This is a genomic window from Citrobacter sp. FP75 (assembly GCF_018342065.1).
Lineage (GTDB): Bacteria > Pseudomonadota > Gammaproteobacteria > Enterobacterales > Enterobacteriaceae > Citrobacter.
Map to the genome: position 1 here is coordinate 1,496,263 of NZ_JAFDOE010000001.1, position 18,131 is coordinate 1,514,393.

Annotated in this window: 14 protein-coding genes; 7 read left to right on the forward strand and 7 right to left on the reverse strand. The window is 52.5% G+C overall.

The genetic code is table 11. The features are described from left to right. Positions 1-54: 54 nt before the first annotated feature. From JQ822_RS07275 to JQ822_RS07285, 3 genes are all read right to left on the reverse strand, one after another. Positions 55-1,083 (reverse strand): HoxN/HupN/NixA family nickel/cobalt transporter, encoded by a 1,029-nt coding sequence (locus JQ822_RS07275; protein ID WP_213132881.1) that lies wholly within the window; start codon positions 1,081-1,083, stop codon positions 55-57. A 122-nt stretch (positions 1,084-1,205) separates the two neighbouring features. Beyond that, positions 1,206-2,036, reverse strand: a complete 831-nt coding sequence (locus JQ822_RS07280) for an aminoglycoside phosphotransferase family protein (RefSeq protein WP_213132882.1) — start codon at positions 2,034-2,036, stop codon at positions 1,206-1,208. A gap of 293 nt (positions 2,037-2,329) precedes the next feature. Next, complete coding sequence (locus JQ822_RS07285; RefSeq protein ID WP_213132883.1) at positions 2,330-2,782, reverse strand: SgcJ/EcaC family oxidoreductase; 453 nt, start codon at positions 2,780-2,782, stop codon at positions 2,330-2,332. Positions 2,783-3,193: 411 nt separating this feature from the next. On the opposite strand from JQ822_RS07285, the gene rstB reads away from it, so the two are divergent. Both rstB and tus read left to right on the forward strand, forming a co-directional pair. After that, on the forward strand, positions 3,194-4,495 hold the full coding sequence (gene rstB, locus JQ822_RS07290; protein WP_213132884.1) for a two-component system sensor histidine kinase RstB: 1,302 nt from the start codon (positions 3,194-3,196) through the stop codon (positions 4,493-4,495). A gap of 73 nt (positions 4,496-4,568) precedes the next feature. Next, positions 4,569-5,498: a DNA replication terminus site-binding protein gene (gene tus / locus JQ822_RS07295; protein WP_213132885.1), complete on the forward strand. Its 930-nt coding sequence runs from the start codon at positions 4,569-4,571 to the stop codon at positions 5,496-5,498. Here the strand turns inward: tus and fumC are convergent. Together fumC and fumB are read right to left on the reverse strand one after the other, a co-directional pair. Continuing rightward, positions 5,495-6,898: a class II fumarate hydratase gene (fumC, locus tag JQ822_RS07300; protein WP_213132886.1), complete on the reverse strand. Its 1,404-nt coding sequence runs from the start codon at positions 6,896-6,898 to the stop codon at positions 5,495-5,497. The two genes, tus and fumC, sit on opposite strands and share 4 nt — an antisense overlap. A gap of 142 nt (positions 6,899-7,040) precedes the next feature. Next, positions 7,041-8,687 carry a class I fumarate hydratase gene (gene fumB, locus JQ822_RS07305; RefSeq protein ID WP_213132887.1) on the reverse strand — a complete coding sequence of 549 codons (1,647 nt, stop codon included), beginning with the start codon at positions 8,685-8,687 and terminating at the stop codon, positions 7,041-7,043. 263 nt (positions 8,688-8,950) lie between these two features. Between fumB and manA the strand changes: the two genes are divergently transcribed. Continuing rightward, on the forward strand, positions 8,951-10,126 hold the full coding sequence (gene manA / locus JQ822_RS07310; RefSeq protein ID WP_213132888.1) for a mannose-6-phosphate isomerase: 1,176 nt from the start codon (positions 8,951-8,953) through the stop codon (positions 10,124-10,126). A 107-nt stretch (positions 10,127-10,233) separates the two neighbouring features. Then, entirely contained in the window at positions 10,234-11,742 is a 1,509-nt protein-coding gene (locus JQ822_RS07315) for a YdgA family protein (RefSeq protein ID WP_213132889.1), read from the forward strand. 68 nt (positions 11,743-11,810) lie between these two features. On the opposite strand, the gene JQ822_RS07320 is transcribed toward JQ822_RS07315, so the two are convergent. Further along, positions 11,811-12,839 (reverse strand): Mal regulon transcriptional regulator MalI, encoded by a 1,029-nt coding sequence (locus JQ822_RS07320; RefSeq protein ID WP_213132890.1) that lies wholly within the window; start codon positions 12,837-12,839, stop codon positions 11,811-11,813. Positions 12,840-13,009: 170 nt separating this feature from the next. On the opposite strand from JQ822_RS07320, the gene malX reads away from it, so the two are divergent. The 3 genes from malX (at position 13,010) to add (ending at position 16,887) form a co-directional block, all read left to right on the forward strand. Continuing rightward, positions 13,010-14,602 carry a maltose/glucose-specific PTS transporter subunit IIBC gene (gene malX / locus JQ822_RS07325; protein WP_213132891.1) on the forward strand — a complete coding sequence of 531 codons (1,593 nt, stop codon included), beginning with the start codon at positions 13,010-13,012 and terminating at the stop codon, positions 14,600-14,602. A 10-nt stretch (positions 14,603-14,612) separates the two neighbouring features. Further along, a complete protein-coding gene (locus JQ822_RS07330) occupies positions 14,613-15,785 on the forward strand; it encodes a MalY/PatB family protein (protein ID WP_213132892.1) in 1,173 nt (390 codons plus the stop codon). A 100-nt stretch (positions 15,786-15,885) separates the two neighbouring features. Next, complete coding sequence (add, locus tag JQ822_RS07335; RefSeq protein WP_213132893.1) at positions 15,886-16,887, forward strand: adenosine deaminase; 1,002 nt, start codon at positions 15,886-15,888, stop codon at positions 16,885-16,887. 47 nt (positions 16,888-16,934) lie between these two features. Here add and JQ822_RS07340 read toward each other — a convergent pair whose 3' ends face one another. Beyond that, positions 16,935-17,975 carry an oxidoreductase gene (locus tag JQ822_RS07340; protein ID WP_213132894.1) on the reverse strand — a complete coding sequence of 347 codons (1,041 nt, stop codon included), beginning with the start codon at positions 17,973-17,975 and terminating at the stop codon, positions 16,935-16,937. Positions 17,976-18,131 lie beyond the last annotated feature (156 nt).

Here is an 18,131-nt window from a genome sequence, read left to right on the forward strand (position 1 = left end):
CGCTGAGAACGATGTCAGATAACAGCCTTCCTGCCAAAGGAAGGCTTTTTTATGCTAGCTGAGCGTTAATCCATCGTAGTTTTTCCAGCGATAATTCAGCGCGGAGAGGATCCAGCAGGAGAGAAATACGGCAATAATCATAAATCCGACATTGCCCATGTGATCGCTCAAATTGCTCACCGTATCCCACATTCCCCCCTGAAGTGAAAACGCATCTGACAGCAATCCCAGCGCTTCCAGTCCGCCAATAAATACCGCCACAATCACCGAGGTTCCGGTAATGGTCATATTGTAATACAACTTACGCTGCGGTTTATTAAAGGCCCAGCCGTAAGCCTCGACCATCAGAATACTGTCAAGGCAATCAATCAGCGCCATACCGCAGGTAAACAGCGCCGGGAACACCAGAATGGACCAGATGGACATTCCACTGGACGCACCTGAGGCAGAAATGCCTAACAGCGAAATTTCCGTGGCAGTATCAAAACCCAGTCCAAACAAAAAACCGACAAAATACATATGCCAGTCTTTTCCCACCAGCCTGAAGGCCGAGCGGAATAACCAGTTCAAAGGACCTGAAACCGTGACCGCTTCCGTGATTCCGTCGTAGGTGCCCGTGCGTTTCAGTTGGCGGAATGCTTTCCACACCTGAATGAAGATGATCAAATTGATGGTCGCCAGAATAAGCAAGAACGCAGCGGAGACGAACGTACCAATCACGCTCCCAACATTCTGAAACCACGTCATATGATGTTTAAACACGCTGGTGGTAAGGGCGATGCCAATACTTGCCAGAACCACTATTGTGGAGTGCCCTAGCGAAAACCACGCTCCCGTAGTCAATGCGCGCTTTTTCTGCTGCATCAGTTTACGCGTCGCGCTGTCGATGGCGGCGATATGATCGGCATCCACGGCGTGGCGCAAACCGTAACACCAGGCGACAAGGCACAGAGCCAGAAGCGAGGTGTGCTGGCTGAATGCTGTGAAAGCCCACAACCATGCCACAATATTTGCGCCAACCAAAAACGCCACCAGCAGCATAATATCCGGGCGCTTTTTACATACTGAAAACAACGGATTCATTGTTTTCGGCCCATTAACTTTTTAATAAAAAACACAACGTAACCTGCCATTTGCTGATTGGTGAATCAAATATTTATCAGCCTAATGATAACGTTTTAGAATTACTAACCCAGTGTCGTAGATCAAAGTTGCAGAGATCCTGAGGCCAGTTCGGTGAGCGCGAGTTCCGCCACGCGCAGGGTTATTTCTGCGTTGCCCCCTTCTTGCAGAAACCACGCTGAAGAGAGACCACACCAGGCCGCAATCCACAGCAGAAGACGCTCGCGTTCAAGCCCGGCTGCCTCTGAGACGATGCTGACGCGTTGGGTGAATCGCTGTGAGTCAATAGCGACAGCAAAACGTGGGTCAGCAAGATCGGGATTGGTGAAAATATTGGCGTAATCAAACCCGCGTTCACCAATGAGCCCTTTAGGGTCGATGGCAAGCCATCCCGACTGACCAAAATCAAGCACATTACCGTGGTGTAAATCGCCGTGCAGTACCGCGACATCTTGCGGGCAGGAGAGCAGCACTTTGGCTGCCCGCGCGCAACGTAGCATGATCCCTCCATGAATGTGTGCTGCCGGTGCAAGATCGCGAAACCAGTGTTCAAGGGGCGTGAGTACAGGTGTTAAGGCACTCGGCGCAACATGGAGTTGACGGGCAGTATGGCAAATGATGCGGCAGGCCTGCTCATCCTGGCCCGCCCGGGACATGTCTGCCAGCGATTGCGTTCCGGTGGCCCGTTCTAAAAGTAACGCCCCTTCCTCATGGGCCAGCACCTTCGCCGCCCCTTCTCCATCCCACCAGACCATTAGCCCACTGCCGGTTCGTTCGCTTGCATCATCGGTGATCTTGAGTATCGCTTTCTGACCACCGTTAATTGTCGTCACGGGTAACAGCTGCGAGGTATGGGTAACGATCGCAACACCATCCGGGATAAGGCCCCATCGGCTGAGCCAGGTACTGAACATATGCTTTCCAAAGTATTGCCCATCATGGTCAGTCTGTGTTCACTGCCATCGGGAACGTTTTACGAAATTTTTGCAGCATTATAGCGATGACAGTTCAGGTCCACACCTACACCTGTACAGAATTTTATGCTAGTTTCAAAAATACAACCTTCGAGAAATGACCAAACCGGTGGTTAGAAAACAGATCGTTTGTCCTGTTTTACACAGAGATACATCATGAAATGCAGAATAAAATAAAAATCATATAAGCGATAAAAACAGGGAGCGCTGAATTCTCGCCCCCTGCACCGTTTTTACCCCTCAGGCATAGCCGAAGAATGATGGGTAGAAATTTTCCACTCTTTACCATCCCATGCGTAAGTGAAAGTATATCGCGCTGAAACGGTGGATTTATCCGCGAAGGTAAATGTGTAAGTACCGGTATCTATCGCCTTGTTGCAACCCAGTCGAATGGTGCGAGTGTCAATTTTCCCTGTAGGTTTCTTCGCCAAAAAATGCTCGAAATAATCAACCCGCTCAGCATCCGTTAAACGGGCTTTATTGGATACCGTGGGCAGTAGCACCGCATCGCTAAGATAATTTTCCGAAACCGTCTTCGCGTTGCCCGTTTTCAACGTCGCGTTCCACTTATCAAACAGCGCTTCGATTTGAGCGTTATCGACCTTCACGCAATCTGGTGCCGACGCAGCAATAGCAGGACCAGACAGAAGGGTAAGTGAAGCAATAAGACCAAATATTTTCTTCATTTTAATCATTCCATTAGTGGTCGTATGGCAATGACGAACCATTGATAACCCAGATGCAAAAATCACATTACATGCCATTATCAATAGAAATCATCAACATACGCTGTGTGTGAAAAATAAAGAGTCCATGAGAGGGAAAGTGATTTAATACAATGAAGTAATGAGAGATTTTAGAGTTATCGCCACTTGCCTAGCCTGTTTAACTTCCTGGTTTATTATAGTTCAGCAGTTGCTCGCTTTCTGTACGTTCTAAGAATTTGAGGCTCCACTACTCATGCAGAAAATATGTATACCGTGTACTCTACCGGGATAAGTGCGCCTGATGGAGTCCGAATCCTGTTTCAGTGGGTGACGTAATCCCTTGACTGCAAAAGCGTATTAGCCAACTCCTTGAGCGCCCGGTGATTTTCTATGAAAAAGCTGTTTGTGCAGTTTTATCTGTTGCTGTTCGTCTGCTTTCTGGTGATGACCCTGCTGGTCGGCCTGGTATACAAATTCACCGCAGAACGCGCAGGCAGACAGTCGCTCGATGACTTAATGAAAAGCTCTTTATATTTGATGCGCAGTGAACTCCGCGAGATCCCACCACGAGATTGGGGTAAAACGCTAAAAGAGATGGATTTAAACCTCTCGTTTGATCTGCGCGTGGAGCCGCTGACTAAATACCGGCTGGATGCCCCCACCCAGCAGCGTCTGCGCGAGGGCGATATCGTCGCGCTCGACGATCAGTACACCTTTATTCAGCGTATTCCACGCAGCCATTACGTTCTTGCCGTCGGCCCGGTTCCCTATCTCTATTTTCTGCATCAAATGCGCTTACTGGACGTCGCGCTGATGGCATTTATTGCCATCTCGCTGGCCTTCCCGGTGCTTATCTGGATGCGTCCGCACTGGAAGGAAATGCTAAGACTGGAAGCAGCCGCACAACGTTTTGGTGAAGGACACCTGAGCGAACGTCTGCATTTTGACAACGGTTCCAGCTTTGAGCGACTCGGCGTGGCATTTAATCAGATGGCGGATAACATCAATGCGCTGATCGCCAGCAAAAAACAGCTTATTGACGGTATTGCCCATGAGCTGCGCACGCCGCTGGTTCGCTTACGCTACCGACTGGAGATGAGCGATAACCTCACTGAGCAGGAATCCCAGGCGCTGAATCGTGATATTGGTCAGCTGGAAGCGCTCATTGAAGAATTGCTCACCTACGCGCGGCTCGACCGACCGCAGAATGAGTTAAAACTCACGGTGCCAAACTTGCCCGCGTGGCTAACTACCCATCTGGAAGATGTGCAAAGCGTTAATCCTGAACGTTCGGTGTGCCTGCGTCATCTGGCCTCCGGTGATTACGGTGCGCTGGATATGCGCCTGATGGAGCGTGTTCTGGATAATTTACTCAACAACGCCCTGCGCTATTGCCAGTCTACGGTACACGTCAGCCTGCTGCTGCAGGGCAATCAGGCGATGCTTACCGTCGAAGATGATGGCCCCGGCATTGCACCGGACGCCCGCGCGCAGATTTTCGAACCGTTCGTACGCCTCGATCCCAGCCGCGACAGGGCCACCGGCGGCTGCGGACTCGGGCTGGCCATCGTCCACTCAATTGCTCTGGCCATGGGTGGCACAGTGATGTGTGACGAAAGCGAACTGGGCGGCGCGCGTTTCACCTTTAGCTGGCCCATCTGGCATCACATTCCTGAATTTTCTGCTGCCTGACCCCTACAGCTCGGTGGTCAGGTGGCTTTGGCTATGTTATAAAAAAGTATGTTGTAACTAAAATGGTAACACTATGGCTCGCTACGATCTCGTTGAACGTCTGAACGGCACTTTTCGCCAGATGGAGCAGGAACTGGCGCAATTTACGGAAAACCTCCAGCAGCATACGCTGCTGATTGCCCGCGTGTTCTCACTACCAGAAATCGCAAAGGAGTCAGAGCACGCCCCGCTGGATGCCATCGACGTTAAACAACATTTAGGCAAAGACGCTGAAAATCTGGCGTTGCGCCACTATCGCCACCTGTTTATTCAACAGCAATCTGAGAATCGCAGCAGTAAAGCTGCTGTTCGTCTACCCGGCGTGCTGTGCTATCAGGTAGACAGCTCTTCACAGGCTACGCTGGAAACGCAAATCCAACGTATCAACCAGTTGAAAACAACCTTTGAGCGTATTGTAACGGTGGATTCAGGGTTGCCGCCCGCCGCGCGTTTCGAATGGGTGCATCGCCATTTACCTGGACTTATCACCCTCAACGCATACCGCACGTTAACGGTAGTCAGAGAACCCGCCACCCTGCGATTCGGTTGGGCCAACAAACACATTATTAAAAATTTGAAACGCGATGAGGTGCTGCAACAGCTGGAAAAGAGCCTGTCCTCACCGCGCAGCGTACATCCCTGGACGCGTGAAGAGTGGCAGGCGAAGCTTGAACGTGAATATCAGGACATTTCTGCCCTACCACAACAGGCTAAACTGAAGATTAAAAGACCAGTGAAGGTACAGCCCATCGCCCGAGTCTGGTACAAAGGGCAGCAAAAACAGGTGCAATATGCCTGCCCGACGCCGCTGATTGCGCTGATTAATAGCGATAACGGTATGAGCGTGCCGGACATTGGTGAGTTATTGAATTACGATGCCGACAACGTGCAGCACCGCTTTAAACCAGAGGCGCAGCCGTTAAGGTTGATTATCCCCCGGCTGCACCTGTATGTTGCGGATTAACTGCCTGGTCGCATACTGCCAACCATCAGTTCAGGACGCACCCAACTGTCGAACTCAGCTTCGCTAAGGTAGCCCAGCGCCAGCGCGGAAGCTTTTAAGGTCAGCCCTTCTTTGTGAGCCTTTTTGGCGATCTCAGCGGCTTTATCGTACCCAATGTGGGTATTCAGCGCAGTCACCAGCATCAGTGATTCATTGAGCAACTGGTCAATGCGCTCACGATTCGGCTCAATCCCGGTCGCACAGTGTTCGTTAAAGCTTTCCATACCGTCGGCCAGCAGGCGGACCGACTGCAGGAAGTTATGGATAACCATAGGTCGGTAGACGTTGAGCTCAAAATTACCTGAGGCCCCGCCAATATTGATGGCGACATCATTCCCCATCACCTGACAGCACAGCATGGTCAGCGCCTCGCACTGGGTAGGATTGACCTTGCCGGGCATGATGGAGCTGCCGGGCTCGTTTTCAGGAATCGCTATCTCGCCAATGCCACAACGCGGGCCGGATGCCAGCCAGCGCACATCGTTGGCGATTTTCATTAACGACGCCGCCAGACCCTTCAGCGCGCCATGGGCGTGGACCAGCGCATCACAGGTGGCGAGCGCTTCAAATTTATTCGGTGCGGTAACAAACGGAGCACAGGTGATCACCCTCAGTTCATCCGCTACCCGGCGAGCGTATTCGGGATGGGTATTCAGCCCGGTACCAACGGCAGTTCCTCCCAAAGCCAGTTCGGCAACGTGCGGCAGGCTGTTTTCAATGTGCTTCAGGTTATGTTCCAGCATTGCAACCCAGCCAGAAATCTCCTGACCCAGCGTCAACGGGGTGGCATCCTGCAGATGCGTACGACCAATTTTGACGATATCCGCAAACGCGTGGGATTTATCGCTCAACGTTTTGGTTAACACCTGTAATTGCGGGATCAGCGATTTCCGCAGTGCCAGCAATGCGGCAACGTGCATCGCCGTGGGGAAAACATCGTTTGAACTTTGGCTTTTATTCACATCATCGTTGGGGTGTATTTTACGCTCCATCCCCCGCACACCACCCAGCAATTCGCTGGCCCGGTTCGCCAGCACTTCATTCATGTTCATATTGCTTTGCGTACCGGAACCGGTCTGCCAGATAGCCAGCGGAAACTCATCAGCGTGTTTATCTGCCAGGACTTCATCTGCCGCCTGCATGATGGCGTTCGCTTTTTCTTCCGCCAGCAGCCCCAGGTCCTGGTTAACCTTCGCGGCGGCACGTTTTGTCAGCGCCAGCGCGTGGATCAGCGAGACCGGCATTTTCTCTGTAGAGATACGAAAATGCTCCAGCGATCGTTGTGTTTGCGCGCCCCAAAGTTTATCGGCCGGGACATCAATCGCCCCCATTGAATCATTCTCGCGGCGTACCGTTACCATTACCTTCCCCTTATATTACCGATTGATTAGGTTATGTTTCGACATTGCCCACTTGCGTTGGTCTTATGAGTATTAACGAGGATAAAACTGTCGTTTGGTGGTTCGTGCGATAAAAAAAAACCGCCCCGGAGGGCGGCTGACGTTACTTAACGCAGCGTGCGCACTGCGACGTCTGAATCTGCTGGAAGAAATCATTGCCTTTGTCATCCACCAGGATAAACGCCGGGAAATCTTCCACTTCAATTTTCCAGATGGCTTCCATCCCCAGTTCCGGGTATTCCACACATTCCAAACTCTTGATACTACCCTGCGCCAGCACAGCCGCAGGACCGCCAATACTGCCTAAGTAGAAACCGCCATGTTTATGGCAGGCATCGGTAACCTGTTGGCTGCGGTTGCCCTTTGCCAGCATGACCATGCTGCCACCAGCGGACTGAAGCTGGTCAACATACGAGTCCATACGCCCGGCCGTGGTTGGGCCAAGCGAACCCGAAGCATAACCTTCCGGGGTTTTCGCCGGACCGGCGTAATAGATAGGGTGATCTTTAACATATTGCGGCAAATTTTCACCGTTATCCAGACGCTCTTTCAGTTTTGCATGCGCAATGTCACGTCCGACGATGATCGTGCCATTCAGTGACAGTCGCGTGGAGACAGGATACTGCGACAGCTGAGCCAGGATCTCTTTCATTGGGCGGTTAAGATCGACGCGTACCGCTTCACCTTCACCAGCCTGACGCAATTCTTCCGGGATGTATTTGCCTGGATTATGTTCCAGCTTCTCTATCCAGATACCATCACGGTTGATCTTGGCTTTGATATTGCGATCGGCAGAACAGGAAACCCCCATACCCACCGGACACGACGCGCCATGACGCGGCAGACGGATCACGCGGATATCGTGAGCAAAGTATTTCCCGCCGAACTGTGCGCCTAAGCCAAGATTCTGCGCTTCTATTAATAGTTCGTTTTCCAGTTCAACATCGCGGAACGCCTGACCATGCTCGTTACCTTCAGTTGGCAATTCATCATAATATTTTGCCGACGCCAGCTTAACGGTTTTCAGCGTGGCTTCTGCCGAGGTTCCACCAATCACAAAAGCAATGTGATAAGGCGGACAGGCTGCGGTTCCCAGCGTACGCATTTTCTCAACCAGGTAATTTTTTAATTTGCCCGGCGTGAGCAGCGCTTTGGTTTCCTGGTACAGATAAGTTTTGTTCGCCGAACCGCCGCCTTTAGCGATGCAGAGGAATTTATACTCGTCACCGTCCACGGTATACAGGTCTATCTGTGCCGGCAGGTTAGTCCCGGTGTTGACCTCGTTATACATATCCAGCGCGGCGTTTTGCGAATAGCGCAGGTTATCCTCGATATAGGTGTTATACACCCCGCGCGCGAGGGCCGCTTCATCGCCGCCACCGGTCCAGACTCGTTGCCCTTTTTTACCAACAATAATCGCCGTACCGGTGTCCTGGCAGGTCGGTAAAACACCTTTCGCCGCGATGTCGGAGTTACGCAGGAATTGCAGGGCTACATATTTGTCGTTCTCGCTGGCATCCGGGTCGCGAAGAATATCCGCAACCTGCTGCTGATGTGCCGGACGCAACATAAACGAAGCATCATGAAATGCCTGCCGTGCAAGGAGGGTTAACGCTTCCGGAGCAACTTTAATGATTTCCTGCCCTTCAAATTCGGCAACGGAAACATGGTCACTGGTCAGCAGATAGTATTCGGTATCATCCTTTTTGAGGGGGAAAGGATGTTGATAATGAAAGGGTTTGTTTGACATTGTGCTCTCACTTACTGCTCGGTCTGGTTATTCTCTGGGCAGATGTTCCATTGCCCTGCTTCCCTGTCGCGGTTCGGGTTGCGGCAGCAACGGCCTTTGCGCAACCAGAATTGCTCAGGGTATTAAAAGCGAGTCACCATATCCTACACAATTTTTTAACAAAAACTGAGACAAGTACGACTTTTTACATGTGCAGGTTACTTCCCCGAGGGTTTCTTGGTTTAATAGTCGGAGATAATTCCACATTGAAACAGGGCTTGATAATGCAAAAACTCATCAACTCAGTGCAGAACTACGCCTGGGGAAGTAAAACTGCGTTAACGGAACTTTATGGCATTGAAAATCCGACCCAGCAGCCGATGGCAGAGCTGTGGATGGGCGCACATCCGAAAAGCAGTTCTCAGGTTCAGAGGGCCGACGGTCAGACGGTTTCTCTGCGCGACGTTATCGAGCACGATAAGTCCGCACTTTTAGGCGATGCCGTGGCAAAACGTTTTGGTGAACTGCCCTTCTTGTTTAAAGTGCTCTGCGCCGCGCAGCCCCTTTCGATCCAGGTCCACCCGAACAAACACAATTCTGAGGTCGGATTTGCCAAAGAAAACGCCGCCGGGATCCCGATGGATGCCGCCGAGCGTAACTACAAAGATCCTAACCACAAGCCCGAACTGGTGTTTGCCCTGACGCCTTTCCTGGCCATGAATGCGTTCCGCGAGTTCTCTGACATTGTGGCGTTGCTACAGCCGGTTTCTGGCGCGCATCCTGCCATTGCTCACTTCCTGCAGGAACCCAACGCTGAGAGTCTGAGCCATCTCTTCGCCAGCTTGCTGAATATGCAGGGCGAGGAAAAATCTCGCGCGCTGGCAGTACTCAAATCCGCCCTTAACAGCCAGCAGGGTGAGCCGTGGCAAACCATCCGCCTGATAGCGGACGTCTACCCAGACGATAGCGGCCTGTTCTCTCCGCTGCTGCTCAATGTCGTTAAGCTCAATCCAGGAGAGGCGATGTTCTTGTTCGCCGAAACCCCGCACGCCTACCTGCAAGGTGTGGCGCTCGAGGTGATGGCCAACTCCGATAACGTACTGCGCGCCGGACTAACGCCAAAATATATCGATATTCCTGAACTGGTCGCCAACGTTCAGTTTGTAGCTAAACCGGCTAATCAACTGCTGACGACCCCTGTTAAAACAGGTAGGGAACTGGACTTCCCGATCCCGGTTGACGACTTCGCCTTCTCCCTGCATGAGCTGTCCGCCCAGGAAGCCACCATCAGCCAGAACAGCGCTGCCATTTTGTTCTGCGTAGAGGGCGAAGCCGTGCTGAGCAAGGGTGAGCAACGTCTGGTACTGAAAGCGGGTGAATCGGCATTTATCAGCGCCAATGATTCACCGGTGAACGTCAGCGGTACCGGTCGTTTAGCGCGGGTTTATAACAAGCTGTAGCAAGATACTGATATTTTTAACAACTCTTGCTAAGCTAGTAGTAGGTCAAAGACATGTCACTCCTCCAGGCGTCTTCAAACGCCTGGTTTTATTTTATGGATATCAAAATGAAAAAAACGCTGGTAGCTGCGGGTGTGGTGGTTGCACTGGGGATCGTCTGGACGGGCGGCGCCTGGTTCACGGGAAAGAAACTGGAAACCCATCTCGCTGAGGTGGTGGCGCAGACAAACGATCAGCTCAAACGTCTTTCGCCTGAGGCGGGCATTGAGCTGAGTTATCAGAACTACCAGCGCGGCGTGTTCAGCAGCCAGTTACAACTGGTGGTGAAACCTGTCGCGGGTCAGGAAAATGCGTGGCTGAAGTCAGGGCAAAGCATCGTTCTGGATGAATCCGTCGATCACGGCCCCTTCCCGCTGTCCCAGCTTAAATCATTGAACCTTATTCCAGCGATGGCCGCCGTAAAAACCACGCTGGTGAACAATGACGTCACAAAGCCGCTGTTTGACATTGCCAAGGGTGAATCCCCTTTCACCATCAATTCCCGCGTTGGTTATAGCGGCGATACCCGTTCTGATGTTTCTCTCAAGCCGCTGAATTACGAAAAAGGCGATGAGAAAGTGGCCTTTAGCGGCGGTGAGTTCCAGCTCAACGCCGACAAAGACGGTAACGTGGTTTCCCTGACCGGTGAAGCGCAAAGCGGTGTGGTGAATGCCGTTAACGAGTACGATCAGAAGGTACAAGTTACCTTTAATAACCTGAAAACGGACGGCTCAAGCTCGATAGCCAGCTTTGGTGAACGTATTGGCGATCAGAAACTGTCACTCGATAAGCTGTCTATTTCTGTCGAAGGCAAAGAGTTAGCCGTTCTGGAAGGCATGGAAATCGATGGTAAATCTGATCTGGTTAACGATGGAAAAACCGTTAACAGCCAGCTGGATTACACGCTCAACAGCCTGAAATTGCAGGGACAGGATTTGGGTAGCGGTAAACTGACGCTGAAAGTAGGCCAGATTGATGGTGAGGCATTACATCAGTTCAGCCAGCAGTATAGCGCCCAAACCAAAGCGCTGATGTCGCAGATTGACATGGTGCAAAACCCTGAGCTTTATCAGCAAAAAGTAACAGAGGCGTTCTTCAGCGCCCTGCCAATCCTGATGAAGGGTGAGCCGGTTGTCACCGTTGCACCGCTGAGCTGGAAGAATGCTAAAGGCTCGACAACCTTTAACCTGTCGCTGTTCCTGAAAGATCCGAACGCTAACCAGGAAGAATCAAAAACGCTGGCCCAGGAAGTGGATCGCGCAGTGAAATCACTGGACGCTAAACTGGCTATCCCGATGGATATGGCGATTGAGTTCATGACTCAGATTGCCAAACTGGAAGGCTATCAGCAGGAAGAAGCGGCAGCGATGGCGAAGCAGCAGGTCAATGGCCTCGCCGCAATGGGTCAAATGTTCCGCGTCACGACGGTACAGGACAACACCATCGGCTCCAGCCTGCAGTATGCGAACGGTCAGGTAACGCTCAACGGCCAAAAAATGCCGCTGGATGAATTCGTCGGCATGTTTGGTATGCCAACGCTTTCCGAACCGGATGTCCCGGCCATCCCGCAGCAGTAATTCTCTTCTGCACGATGCCAGTCACGGCCCGATAACGCGATTTATCGGGCTTTTTTACCTCTGCGACATTACTTCTGCGTCACCAGCCGGGCGGATAACGTCAGATTACGCGAATGCCCCTCATCATTGCTGATTCGCTGCAGTACACGTTCAGCAAGCGTATACCCCAGTTCACGCGCGGGGGTGCTGGCCCAAATAATCGGTAAATCATCCAGGGCGTTCTCAGCCACATCGGCAAAGGCGGCCAGTGAGATCTGCTGTTCAAAATAGCGATCAACGCCAATTTCACCACTCTGACGCCCTGCTTTCATCAGGCCAAACCATGCCCCAACGGCGATGGTTTCGTTGTAGCACACTACCGCGCTGATGGTCGGGTTATGGCGTAGCAGCGCCGTAACGGCTTCTGCGGCCTGCTTCTGGCTGGAGGCGCACTCCAGTACCCAGTCGCTGTGAAAAGGCAGTCCAAATTTGAGCAGCGTAGCGCAATATCCACCCACACGTTCTGCACGGGTCAGCGAGGAACTCTGCCCCCCCAGCCAGGCGATTCGCTGATGACCATGCCCGACGAGATACTCGACCAGTAGCTGTGCTGCCTGCATATTGTCGGGCCTGACGGTGTCGGCATCATCCAGATAGCTGGCGCGTGAAGCAAACACTACTGGGATCCCTTTTTCACCGGCCAGTTGCCGTAACGCGTCGCTGCTGCCCGCCGCTCCGGCGATCACCACCCCATCCACACCCTGGTTGAGTAACATTGAGAAACGCTGGGCCAACTGTTCGCCGTCCTTACCGCCATGCAGTAAAAACACCATCCGCCCCTGAGCTTCTAAGGCTTCCGTCAACCCTGCCGTCAGCTCGGCATAAAACGGCGTCGAGAGATCGCGAACAATTAAACCAATGACCCCACTCTGCCCGCCACGCAGCGCCGATGCCTGGCGGTTACGTACAAATCCCAGTTGTTCGATGGCAGCATTGACCCGTTCTCCTGTGGCGGAAGAGATACGCCCTTTGCCGCTGAGAACCAATGAGACCGTACTGACCGATACGCCAGCAGCCAGCGCAACATCATGGATGGTTATTTTTTTGGCTATAGCCATAAAACCAGAAAGCTCCCTGATAACGTGACAGATAAAACGTTTTATCAATCGTTTATATTTATACGCCCTATTATCGTTCGATAATGTGATTTGTAACGCACTAAAATTAGGTAAAACGTTTTATCTTCTCGCCATCATTTGTTGATCGATTTTTTACAAGGAGTCGTTAGATGACGACGAGAACCACACCAAAAGTAACGTTATGGGAATTTTTCCAGCAGTTGGGCAAAACCTTTATGCTGCCCGTGGCACTGCTCTCGTTTTGCGGGATCATGTTAGGGATCGGCAGCTCATTAAGCAGCCATGATGTCATTACACTGATCCCGGCTCTGGGAAATCCGATGCTGCAGGCGCTGTTTACCTGGATGAGCAAAGTCGGTTCTTTCGCATTTAGTTTTTTGCCGGTGATGTTTTGTATCGCAATCCCCCTTGGTCTGGCGCGCGAGAACAAAGGTGTTGCGGCCTTTGCCGGGTTTGTCGGCTATGCGGTCATGAACCTTGCCGTCAACTTTTGGTTAACGGCCAAAGGTATTTTACCCACCACGGATGCGGCGATCCTCAAAGCCAATAACGTGCAAAATATTCTGGGGATCCAGTCGATCGACACCGGGATCCTCGGCGCGGTCATTGCCGGGATCATTGTTTGGATGCTGCATGAGCGCTTCCACAACATTCGCCTGCCGGATGCGCTGGCGTTCTTCGGTGGTACCCGCTTTGTTCCGATCATCTCCTCGGTGGTGATGGGGCTGGTCGGGCTGGTAATCCCGCTGATTTGGCCGGTTTTCGCTATGGGCATTACCGGACTCGGCAACATCATCAACAGCGCCGGTGAATTTGGTCCGATGCTGTTTGGTACCGGCGAGCGACTGCTGCTGCCGTTTGGTCTGCACCATATTCTGGTGGCATTAATTCGCTTTACTGAAGCAGGCGGCACGCAGGAAGTCTGCGGCCATAGCGTGAGCGGCGCGCTGACTATTTTCCAGGCTCAGCTGAGCTGTCCGACAACTCAGGGTTTCTCTGAAAGCGCCACGCGTTTCCTGTCCCAGGGCAAAATGCCGGCATTCCTCGGCGGTTTACCGGGTGCGGCGTTAGCCATGTATCACTGCGCTCGCCCTGAGAATCGTCATAAAATTAAAGGGTTATTAATCTCTGGCCTGATTGCCTGCGTGATCGGCGGAACCACCGAGCCTCTGGAGTTCTTGTTCCTGTTCGTGGCGCCGGTGCTGTATGTTATCCACGCGCTGTTGACTGGTCTTGGCTTCACCGTAATGGCAGTGCTTGGCGTTACTATCGGCAACACAGATGGCAACCTGATTGACTTCGTGGTGTTTGGCATCCTGCACGGATTGTCCACCAAGTGGTATCTGGTGCCGGTTGTTGCGGCTATCTGGTTCGCGGTGTACTACGTCATCTTCCGCTTCGCCATCACACGTTTTAATCTGAAAACGCCGGGTCGTGATGTCGAAATTGCCAGCAACATCGAAAAAGTCATGGCCGGAACGCCGGGCAAATCGGGCTATAACGTACCGGCCATTCTGGCGGCGCTGGGCGGTGCAGAAAACATCGTCAGCCTGGATAACTGCATCACCCGTCTGCGTCTGTCAGTAAAGGATATGTCACTTGTGAATGTGCAGGCGCTGAAGGACAATCGTGCCATTGGTGTCGTTCAACTCAACCAGCATAATCTGCAGGTGGTGATTGGTCCGCAGGTCCAGTCGGTGAAAGACGAAATGGCGGTTCTGATGAATACCGTGCAGGCATAAGGACAACGATATGTTTGATTTTTCAACGGAAGTGGACAGGCATGGTACGTGGTGCACCCAGTGGGACTACGTCGCCGACCGTTTTGGCTCGGCAGACCTGCTGCCGTTCACCATCTCAGATATGGATTTTGCCACTGCACCTTGCATTCTGGAGGCGCTGACGCAGCGCCTGTCACACGGTGTATTGGGCTACAGTCGCTGGAAAAATGATGAGTTTTTGGCGGCGATTAGTCACTGGTTCCTGACCCGCCATCACACCCAAATTGATCCGCAATCGGTGGTTTACGGCCCTTCCGTCATCTATATGGTGTCGGAGCTGATCCGCCAGTGGTCATCAACGGGGGATGCGGTCGTTATCCATACCCCGGCTTACGATGCGTTTTACAAAGCCATCGAGGGTAACCAGCGAACGGTGCTCCCAGTCGAACTGGAGAAACGTGCGGACGGCTGGTACTGCGATATGGTTGCGCTTGAGAGCGTACTCTCACGGCCTGAGAGTAAAATTCTTCTGCTCTGTAGCCCGCAAAACCCAACGGGAAAAGTGTGGACTCGCGATGAACTCGAAACCATGGCCGACCTGTGCCAACGCCACGACGTGAAGGTTATTTCCGATGAGATCCATATGGATATGGTTTGGGGAGAACACCCGCATATCCCATGGAGTAACGTCGCGCGTGACAGTTGGGCGCTGCTCACGTCCGGTTCCAAGAGTTTTAATATTCCGGCATTAACCGGGGCTTACGGGATCATTGAAGATGCTAATAGCCGTAACGACTACCTCAGTGCGTTAAAAGGCCGTGATGGGCTTTCCTCACCAGCGGTACTGGCGCTTACCGCGCATATTGCTGCTTATCAACAAGGCTCGCCATGGCTGGATGCGTTACGCGACTATCTGGTCGATAACCTGCATTATGTCGCGCATGAGCTCAATACGGCGTTTCCTGAGCTAAACTGGCAGGTCCCGCAGGCTACTTACCTGGCATGGATTGACCTGCGCGCACTCAATATTGATGACCAGGCTTTGCAGGATGCGCTCATCCACCAGCAAAAAGTCGCCATCATGCCGGGGTACACCTATGGTGAAGAAGGTCGCGGGTTTGTTCGTCTGAATGCCGGGTGCCCGCGTGCAAAACTGGAGAAAGGCGTTCAGGGATTGATTAACGCCATCCGTTCAGTGCAATAACTGATGTTGCGCAATGAAATTATTCATTGCGCAACATAGATTTTTATCCTGATTTATTCTTATAATACTGCGCACTTTACCTGTCAAAAAGAGTGCGATCATGATTGATATTTCCCTTCCCTTAACAGACGTCCATCGCCACCTTGATGGTAACATCCGCGCGCAAACGATTCTCGATCTTGGTCGTCAGTTCAATTTAACTCTCCCTGCTCAAACGCTGGACACGCTGATACCCCATGTACAAGTCACCTCGACAGAGCCGGATTTAGTCAGCTTTTTGTCAAAGCTCGACTGGGGCGTGAAGGTACTGGCTTCACTGGATGCCTGCCGCCGCGTGGCATTTGAGAATATTGAAGATGCCGCCCGTAACGGCCTGCACTATGTTGAACTGCGCTTCTCACCAGGCTATATGGCAATGGCGCATCAACTCCCCGTCGCGGGCGTGGTTGAAGCGGTGATCGCTGGCGTGCGTGAAGGCTGCAAGGCTTTTGGTGTTGAAGCCCGCTTAATCGGTATCATGAGCCGTACCTTCGGCGAAGCCGCTTGCCTGCAGGAGCTGGATGCGCTGTTAGCGCACCGCGATCACATTACTGCGTTGGATCTGGCGGGCGACGAACTCGGCTTCCCGGGCAGCCTGTTCCTGTCACATTTTAACCGCGCTCGCGACGCGGGTTGGCACATTACCGTGCACGCAGGTGAAGCTGCAGGCCCTGAAAGTATCTGGCAGGCCATCAGAGAACTGGGCGCTGAACGTATTGGTCATGGCGTCAAAGCCGTCGAAGATCGCGCGTTAATGGATTTTCTTGCCGAGCAGCGTATTGGTATCGAATCCTGCCTGACGTCTAACATCCAGACCAGCACCGTCGCTTCGCTGGCGGCACATCCGCTGAAAACGTTCCTCGAACATGGCGTTCTGGCCAGTCTGAATACCGACGATCCGGCGGTTCAGGGCGTAGATATTATTCACGAATATACCATTGCCGCTCCGGCGGCGGGATTGAGTCGCGATCAAATCCGTCAGGCGCAAATCAATGGCCTGGAAATGGCGTTTTTGAGTACAGAAGAAAAACGTGCACTGCGTGAGAAAGTGGCTGCAGCGTAAGCGTGTTATTGCCGGATAGCGCTAACGCTAATCCGGCATTTACATTATCAGGCAAGGCACAGCGTAGAGCGGTGTTTTGCCGATTCAAGACCTAACTCGATAAGCTCCATAATTTGAATGGCCTGTCGTGCCGGAACCGGGTTTTCGCCATTGCCGTTCAGCGCATCGCGGATGCCCGCATAATAAGCCGGATAGTTGCCCGGCACGGTCAACCAGGTTTCTTCCACGCGTTCTTCACCTTCAACCCGCGTCAGCACGCCATCGCGCATGTCGTACCCCCAGTCTTCCTGAGGCAAACGTTCGCCATTTTTTAAACGTTCCTCCTGCGGATCAAGGCCGTACTTCACATAGCTCCCGCGCGATCCGTGCACGATATAGCGGGCAGACTCAGCGGCAGCAAGCATTGTGCCATGCAGAACCACCCGACGCTGCGGGTAGGTCAAAATAGCGTGGAAATAATCGGTCGCTTGCGCACCAGGACGCAACTGCGCCAGGTCTACCGTCAGGCTAACGGGCAAACCAAACAGGTTGATGGCCTGATCCAACAGATGTGGTGCCAAATCGTACCAGACGCCGCTTCCCGGTCCGCCCTGTTCACGCCAGCGGTCGCGAACCTGGGGACGAAAACGATCGAAGTGGGATTCAAAGTAGGCAACTTCACCCAGCACACCGTCTGCCAGCAGGGCTTTCAGCGTCAGGAAATCACTGTCCCAGCGCCGGTTATGGAAAACAGAGAGTACGCGACCGAGGCTACGCGCCAGCGCATCCAGCTCGCGCGCTTGTGACAATGTCACGGTGAAAGGCTTATCAACAACCACGTGCTTACCCGCTTCCAGCGCCGCTTTCGCGAGCGGGAAATGCGTGTCATTCGGCGTGGGGATCACAATCAGATCGATACTGGGATCGTTAAACAGATGCTTAGGCTCACTCACCACCGCAACAGATGGCCAGTCCGCCTTCACTTTTGCTTCATCACTGCTGGATACCGCAGCCAGTTCCAGCCCCGGGGTGCCCACTATCAGAGGGGCATGAAAAGTTTTGCTGGCATAGCCATAGCCAATCAGCCCAACGCGGATGTTGTCACTCATATTATTGCCTCTCTATTCAGGACCGACCTATTTCACACCATACATCGCAACGTCACAACAGTTTAATAACCTTTACGCGACAAAGGTCGTTATTTAACTTAAGTCAAACATATGCCACTTAGCGTTAACTTGCTGCGAAAAAGTCTTCGAAATCGT

Coding starts and splice junctions, on each gene's coding strand:
- rstB (WP_213132884.1), top strand. CDS start 3,194: ATGAAAAAGCTGTTTGTGCAGTTTTATCTGTTGCTGTTCGTCTGCTTT.
- tus (WP_213132885.1), top strand. CDS start 4,569: ATGGCTCGCTACGATCTCGTTGAACGTCTGAACGGCACTTTTCGCCAG.
- JQ822_RS07340 (WP_213132894.1), bottom strand. CDS start 17,975: ATGAGTGACAACATCCGCGTTGGGCTGATTGGCTATGGCTATGCCAGC.
- fumC (WP_213132886.1), bottom strand. CDS start 6,898: ATGGTAACGGTACGCCGCGAGAATGATTCAATGGGGGCGATTGATGTC.
- manA (WP_213132888.1), top strand. CDS start 8,951: ATGCAAAAACTCATCAACTCAGTGCAGAACTACGCCTGGGGAAGTAAA.
- JQ822_RS07320 (WP_213132890.1), bottom strand. CDS start 12,839: ATGGCTATAGCCAAAAAAATAACCATCCATGATGTTGCGCTGGCTGCT.
- JQ822_RS07285 (WP_213132883.1), bottom strand. CDS start 2,782: ATGAAGAAAATATTTGGTCTTATTGCTTCACTTACCCTTCTGTCTGGT.
- fumB (WP_213132887.1), bottom strand. CDS start 8,687: ATGTCAAACAAACCCTTTCATTATCAACATCCTTTCCCCCTCAAAAAG.
- malX (WP_213132891.1), top strand. CDS start 13,010: ATGACGACGAGAACCACACCAAAAGTAACGTTATGGGAATTTTTCCAG.
- JQ822_RS07275 (WP_213132881.1), bottom strand. CDS start 1,083: ATGAATCCGTTGTTTTCAGTATGTAAAAAGCGCCCGGATATTATGCTG.
- add (WP_213132893.1), top strand. CDS start 15,886: ATGATTGATATTTCCCTTCCCTTAACAGACGTCCATCGCCACCTTGAT.
- JQ822_RS07330 (WP_213132892.1), top strand. CDS start 14,613: ATGTTTGATTTTTCAACGGAAGTGGACAGGCATGGTACGTGGTGCACC.
- JQ822_RS07280 (WP_213132882.1), bottom strand. CDS start 2,036: ATGTTCAGTACCTGGCTCAGCCGATGGGGCCTTATCCCGGATGGTGTT.
- JQ822_RS07315 (WP_213132889.1), top strand. CDS start 10,234: ATGAAAAAAACGCTGGTAGCTGCGGGTGTGGTGGTTGCACTGGGGATC.